The sequence below is a fragment of the Sulfitobacter sp. F26169L genome, assembly GCF_026410285.1.
Lineage (GTDB): Bacteria > Pseudomonadota > Alphaproteobacteria > Rhodobacterales > Rhodobacteraceae > Sulfitobacter.
Map to the genome: position 1 here is coordinate 897,426 of NZ_JAPMLP010000001.1, position 6,000 is coordinate 903,425.

Annotated in this window: 7 protein-coding genes; 2 read left to right on the top strand and 5 right to left on the bottom strand. The window is 53.4% G+C overall.

The window, feature by feature from the left end; translation table 11 throughout:
- Nucleotides 1-104: 104 nt before the first annotated feature.
- The 4 genes from OS189_RS04315 to OS189_RS04330 all read right to left on the bottom strand — a co-directional run bounded on the left by OS189_RS04315 (nt 105) and on the right by OS189_RS04330 (nt 3,189).
- On the bottom strand, nt 105-233 hold the full coding sequence (locus tag OS189_RS04315; protein ID WP_267166024.1) for a hypothetical protein: 129 nt from the start codon (nt 231-233) through the stop codon (nt 105-107).
- Nucleotides 234-342: 109 nt separating this feature from the next.
- Nucleotides 343-1,164 carry a phosphocholine cytidylyltransferase family protein gene (locus tag OS189_RS04320; RefSeq protein WP_267166025.1) on the bottom strand — a complete coding sequence of 274 codons (822 nt, stop codon included), beginning with the start codon at nt 1,162-1,164 and terminating at the stop codon, nt 343-345.
- A 34-nt stretch (nt 1,165-1,198) separates the two neighbouring features.
- Nucleotides 1,199-1,966 carry a CDP-alcohol phosphatidyltransferase family protein gene (locus tag OS189_RS04325; RefSeq protein ID WP_267166026.1) on the bottom strand — a complete coding sequence of 256 codons (768 nt, stop codon included), beginning with the start codon at nt 1,964-1,966 and terminating at the stop codon, nt 1,199-1,201.
- Nucleotides 1,963-3,189, bottom strand: coding sequence for a pyridoxal-phosphate-dependent aminotransferase family protein (locus tag OS189_RS04330; RefSeq protein WP_267166027.1), 1,227 nt, complete (start codon nt 3,187-3,189; stop codon nt 1,963-1,965). Before OS189_RS04330 ends, OS189_RS04325 begins: the two co-directional genes overlap by 4 nt.
- Before the next feature lie 554 nt (nt 3,190-3,743).
- Here OS189_RS04330 and OS189_RS04335 point away from each other — a divergent pair.
- Both OS189_RS04335 and OS189_RS04340 read left to right on the top strand, forming a co-directional pair.
- Nucleotides 3,744-4,580: a TIGR01459 family HAD-type hydrolase gene (locus OS189_RS04335; RefSeq protein ID WP_267166028.1), complete on the top strand. Its 837-nt coding sequence runs from the start codon at nt 3,744-3,746 to the stop codon at nt 4,578-4,580.
- A gap of 403 nt (nt 4,581-4,983) precedes the next feature.
- Nucleotides 4,984-5,532, top strand: a complete 549-nt coding sequence (locus tag OS189_RS04340; protein WP_416237446.1) for a 2OG-Fe(II) oxygenase — start codon at nt 4,984-4,986, stop codon at nt 5,530-5,532.
- 217 nt (nt 5,533-5,749) lie between these two features.
- On the opposite strand, the gene OS189_RS04345 is transcribed toward OS189_RS04340, so the two are convergent.
- On the bottom strand, nt 5,750-6,000 hold a 251-nt coding region (locus tag OS189_RS04345), incomplete at its 5' end, for a hypothetical protein (RefSeq protein ID WP_267166029.1).

Here is a 6,000-nt window from a genome sequence, read left to right on the forward strand (position 1 = left end):
GTTGATTTGGCTATGATGAGAGGCGACTACAACAAGGGCAAGAAGTATAGTTCATCGAAAATGTTTTCTCGAGAATAGACCTCGTTGCAGTCGACCTCAAAGCGTTACTTCACCTTTTTACCACCAATAGAAAGATCAGATTTTCCCGCGTTGGAATTCGATGTCGCCAACACTTTCGGCTTTTCTTGCTTTGGCTTTTTCGCCTCTTTGTTGCTGTTTTTACCTTTGGCCATGGAATGTCCTTCCAGAATGCAGCGATCCGGTGCCGGAATGGCAGCAGCTTGACTGCGGTCGTCCGCCCTTTGCCCTTACAGGACGCGGGATGGTGTTGACTTTGTTGGGCTACGCAGACGTGCCTGCCTTTTCGGCGGCCTCGTCTATCGCTTTTTGTTGCCCACGTGAAATGGTCGAGATCGGCGTTCCAAACATCGCGTTAGCCGCGGCGTAATCCTCTGCAGTATCAATCTCGGTCCAATTTAATCCGGTGGTATCCAGCGCACGAAAGACTACCCCTTTCTCCACAAGCCGCGCATAGGCGGCCTCGTAATAGTCCTGAAGGTGCTCTCTTTTTTCCATCATCTCAGCAAGTTCCGCGAAAAGCAGCGGACCGGTCTTGGCGCTGACTTTTTCGATGCCGATAGACTCGCCCAGTGCCAGTTTTGGATCAACGGACTTGCCGACTTCGAGCACCTGCATCTGGTCATCTGTGATGACCTTAACCTCTTCGTCTTCAAGGGCGATATTTTGGTCAATGCACAAGACGTTTGCATGGTCGCTATCAACAAGCTGGCGCAGAATTTTCACGTCAAACACGACGTCAGCATCGAACTTGATGAACTCGGACGTGCCAATGGCGGGTGCGGCAAGCATCAGTGAATAACCCGTGTTTGTATCGCGGTAGCGGTCGTTAATCACATATGTGACGCGGATGCCGCGAAAGGTTTTGTCGACGAATTGTTTAATTTCATCCGCGCGGTGACCCAACACCAACACGAACTGGGACATGCCGCAACTCAGGCAATTGCGGATCATCCGTTCTAAAATGACAGAACCGCCAACAGGCAGCAGGCTTTTTGGGCAGTTGTCGGTCAGCGGGCTGAGCCGCGAGCCGATGCCTGCGGCCAGAATGACAGCCATGGGTGGGCGATTGATTTCGTGTTTCATATCGTGTTTCCTATATGCAGCGGAATGAGAGATGCTATTTTGGGAGGGCCAGCTTTTGGTTTTCACCGATGTTCTTGCCTCTGAGCCAGGACTTGTAGATGCCCCAAAACACCTGACTAAGCGCAAAAACCCACAGCATCGGGATAAGCTGGTCGAATACGAGAGCGGCAGAGAGCATGAAGATGAACACACCTTCATCGAAAGCGAGTACTTTGCGTTGTTCGCGGAGAAACCACGCGAGATTGGCGCGCAGGCCAAAGCTCAGCCCTGCTGTGAGTTCACATCTTTTCAACCGCGCCATATCTGCGGGGTAATCGGGATCAACTGCGGTTTCGATCTCAAGGGCGATGTATTTCGCATAGCCGCGCACCCCATAGAAGGCGATGCCTATCATTGCGAGGAAGGCGGGGACCACGCTGGCTGTTTGGACAAAAGCGGCGTAACCGGCTGCTCCGAACCAAAGCGTGACCTGCACTTGATCTGTCAGGCGGTCATAATAGCTGCCTTCAGGTGAGGATACGCGGCGATACCGCGCCATTTGTCCGTCCATGCAATCAAGGGTGTGGCTGAGATGGATCAGAATTGCCGCCGCAATGAAAGATGCGGTGCCTCCAACGAGAATTCCAACCGTTGCCACCACAGCCACCACAAACGACGCCGCCGTTAAGCGATTTGGCGTTATCCACGGCACGTCAACGGCCCAATAATTGGCAAGAATGGCCAGCGGTGACGTGACAAACGATGACCACCATTCATCATTTTTGGTCTTGGTCGCCCAAAGCCGTGTCAGCTTGTCGCTCATGACACCACCTTCGCTTTCAGGCGATCTGGCGTAGGTAGCATGACCAAGGTTGCCCCCTTAGGCCGGACGGGGGCGATAAGTTCAGCCGCTTCAGCCTGTAACGTCAACAAAACCTCTTTGAGCGTGGCGAGGAAGAACCGAATGTCATAGTCGGACAACTCACCGATATTGCCCACCTGAAAGACTTTGCCCGCAAAGCAGCCTTTGCCTTCGTATATGATGATGGATTTCTCGCGGAGGCGTTCACGCAAGTCCCGCACGGAAATCGACGGCGGCACCCGCACCGTGGTCAGGATCGAACACATGTCCGCCTCGTCAATCAAGAAGTCTAGGTTGAGCCTGCGCATGCCTTCCCGCAACAGGTCCGCACGCGCCTTGATCACCGCATAGCGTTTCATCACACCGACCCGAAGGATATCCGTCAGCGCTTGTTCCAGAGCAAAGAACAGTGGCACGGCAGGTGTATTCGGTGTCTGGCTGTGGTGCTTCAGAAAAGCATAGAAGGTCGCCAGGTTCAGGTAAGTCGTCTTTGCCGCGTGTTGCTTTAACCGTTTGAAATGTTTCTTGCGGCCCACAACGAACGATAGGCCAGGATAAGAACCGATGGCCTTGGAACTGGAGCTGGAGACAAACGCGATGTGGCAGGCCTCCATGTCGATCACTTCCGCGCCCACAGAACTGACACCGTCGACCACAAACAAGGCCCCCGCCGCTTTGGCCAAAACACCAATTTCTGCCAGCGGGTTCAGCATACCCGAACAGGTCTCATGATGAACCATCGCCACAACGTCAATCTTGTGGGTTGCCAGATAGGCGGCGATCTGGGCCGGATCGAACGGCGCACCCCATGGCATCTCGATCAAATGGGTGTGCTTGTTGTGAATGCACGATGTCTTATGCAGCCGCCCACCGAATTCACCATTCGACAGGATCAGGATTGCACCTTTGCCCACCACAGACGATAAGATCGCCTCGTTGGCTGCGGTGCCGGAACCCGTGATCACCACGGCGCGATAACGTGCGCGATTTCTGATTTGAAACAGCGAAATCAGTTTGTGTTCGATACTGCGCAAAAGGGTATCAAAATCTGGTTCGCGGTGGCAGATGTCTTCTCTGCAGATTGCCGAACGTAAACTTTCTGCCACATTTACGGGACCGGGGGTGAATAGCAGGTACTTATCTAACATTTGATCATGCTCCAACGGCACGATGACAAGTGTCATCGCGCTGCCATGCCCATGATACGTCCGCGCACGAGAGTCGGGCGGGAACATCGAGAGGACACAAATCGAATTCGAAAGCGCAGCACCAACCGAGGGCTGTCGTTACATCGTTCCAAAATTGAACGTTTGCAGAAATAATCCAAAAACACCTGATCCCGATTATACGTGGGGATCAGGCAGATCTCATGTGCTGTAAAACAGCCTCAGAACAGTAGTAGAGCGAAATCGAAGGCCGCAAGGGGTGGCCAACGCGCGACATTTTTGGGTGGCGTTGGGTCTTGACCGGAAACATCCGGTAGCAGTGTCAGACATCCAGTTCTGCTACGATTGACCTTAGAAGAACGTGTCATTGCTTTGATAGAGCGTCTGAAGATAAATCCCTAAGGTTAAACCAATCAGATAGCAAGGAATAGATGCGCTCTAACCGATGATCTGCTTGGCGAGAGCTCGCTGGCTTCAAGGTTCCGCTTGACCAACGGTCTGCTGAAACCTACCTGATCTTATCCATGGATCACGCCCGCCACCACTTGCGCCCTTGTCTCGGATTGACTCCGTTGAGTGAGCTTATCGGTAGCTATGATGGCCTACTCTGCGACATTTGGGGAGTACTTCACAACGGCGAAGCTGCGTTCAGCCATGCCGTCGATGCGTTGTACAGGGTCCGTGCCTCTGGCCGAGTTGTCATTCTGATCACCAATGCTCCGCGTCTGTCCAAGGAAATCTATCCCCAATTGGCGCGTTTTGGCGTTCCGCGTGAAGCATTCGATACCGTCATTACATCTGGCGATGTCACCGCCCAGTTAATTGCACGACAGCCCAACGCGCCACTGTTCCACTTTGGTCCGAAGCGGGACAAGTCCGTTCTGGAGGGCCTTACGAACCCCATTGTAGATCACTCAGACGCCAAGCTTTGCCTGTTGACCGGTCCGCTGGACGACACAATTGTAACTGCTGAGGTCTACCACGCCCTTCTCGAGAAAATGCACAAGAACGCCGTTGAATTGATTTGCGCAAACCCTGATTTGGTCGTGCGAAGCGGTAACCGAATGGTCATCTGTGCAGGCTCTATCGCACAACGTTATGCACATATGGGTGGCAAAGTGAGTTTTGCAGGAAAACCGGAACCGTCAATTTATGACGAGGCGTTGAGAAGAGCAGCTTCCTTGACAGGTCGGGACATCCCGAAAAGCAGATTGCTGGCCATCGGTGATGGTTTGGCAACGGATATCAAAGGCGCTGCTGACAACGGGTTTGATGCCTACTTTGTTTTTGGAGGCATTCATGCAAGTGAGTTTGAAGAGCTGACTGCACAGGAGGCTGTGAACCGCATCAAGACCAAATTCCTCGGTCTTAATCTCGTCGGGGTCACCGATCGGTTAAGCTGGAACTGAACTTTTCTGAGCCTGATCGGACATGCAATCAAGCAAAGTCTGACATGGTACGTCCTTTGGCTCAGGAAAATGCCCACCTGTCAGGATTGAAATGGCAATGGGTCTGTTTAGAGCTACTCAAATTTTCTGACAGCTACCGGTTTTTGTGTTGCCTATATCGGATGCCATTTCTCTCAGGCAAGAATTCTACAAAGATAATCTTTATTTCTAAATGCGGTCGTTGGCGCGGGTGCAGCGAAAGCCCGGTTTGTCCGCTGAGCTGACCTTCACCTGCTGCGCATCTTCGGGACGGTTGAATTTTCGGACAAGGGCGTGGCGCGGTGCTACGTTGGGCGACCGATCGTTTGCCCCTGTCCTGGTGGCTTGGGGCCGGAAGTCACTTTGTTTGAAAGACTCAATTATTATGTTTATGCATGCGATGCCAAAGGCCTTCAGCGTCGGGGAATGCGACACAATCGTGGCCGCCATATCCCGAGCCCCAACTGATCCGGCGCTGCTGGTGGGGCGCAACCGCGACCACAACATGCGCAGTGCCGATCTGGTGTGGACCGACGAGGTGGACGGGCTGGGCTGGGTGATGGACCGGCTGATTGATTTGGTTCGGGTGGCGAACCGCGATCACTTTGGTTTTGATCTGACCGCATTTGAGGAAAGCCCGCAGGTGGCGATCTACCGCGCCAGCGCTGCGGGTCATTTTGTGTGGCATTCGGATATTGGCGGCGGGCCGATTTCGGCCAAGCGCAAGCTAACGCTGGTGCTGCAACTGTCGCCGTCAGGCGATTATGAGGGCGGCACGTTAGAGGTGATGCCCGGTGCGCAGGTGCTGGAGGCCAGTCGGGAGCAAGGCTGTGTGACCGTGTTCCCCAGTTTTATGCTTCATCAGGTGACACCGGTGCGCAGGGGCGTGCGCCATTCGCTGACCGTCTGGGCGCACGGGCCTGCGTTCCGGTGAATTTGGGTAGTGGCAGATGCGTTGGATATCAGATGATTTTGCGGCTTGTGTCGCAACATTGATCCAGGACGGGAAACCGGACTTCATTGGGAGGGGGCGTGAAATGGCGGGTTTGAGGCATCTTCACCCGATGCTGCTAGCTCCCCGCTGTTCTATGCATCAGTGGTTATCCGACCGCCTTTTTCACACCGATAGAGCCGTGCAACTGACTAAAGCTTTATGCGCTTTTAACCGCGATCAATTCGACAGGTGAGATGCGCCCTGCAGCCAAATTTCCTACCATATTTTGGATTTTTTCTGCAGTCGTCTGCTGCATGAGAACATGCAAACCCAAAGGGGGCAATCCTCCAGCGGCTCCGCTTGCGGCCTTCATTTTCTTAAAGAAATCCATAGCAAATTCGCGGCGGTCATTTTCCTCAGCTATGACAAAACCATTGGTTTCAAGTGCCATTCGATAGTCATTAGGCT

Excerpts from the sequence above, each read along its gene's own strand:
- OS189_RS04315 (WP_267166024.1), bottom strand. The coding sequence starts at position 233 with ATGGCCAAAGGTAAAAACAGCAACAAAGAGGCGAAAAAGCCAAAGCAA.
- OS189_RS04320 (WP_267166025.1), bottom strand. The coding sequence starts at position 1,164 with ATGAAACACGAAATCAATCGCCCACCCATGGCTGTCATTCTGGCCGCA.
- OS189_RS04325 (WP_267166026.1), bottom strand. The coding sequence starts at position 1,966 with ATGAGCGACAAGCTGACACGGCTTTGGGCGACCAAGACCAAAAATGAT.
- OS189_RS04330 (WP_267166027.1), bottom strand. The coding sequence starts at position 3,189 with ATGACACTTGTCATCGTGCCGTTGGAGCATGATCAAATGTTAGATAAG.
- OS189_RS04340 (WP_416237446.1), top strand. The coding sequence starts at position 4,984 with ATGTTTATGCATGCGATGCCAAAGGCCTTCAGCGTCGGGGAATGCGAC.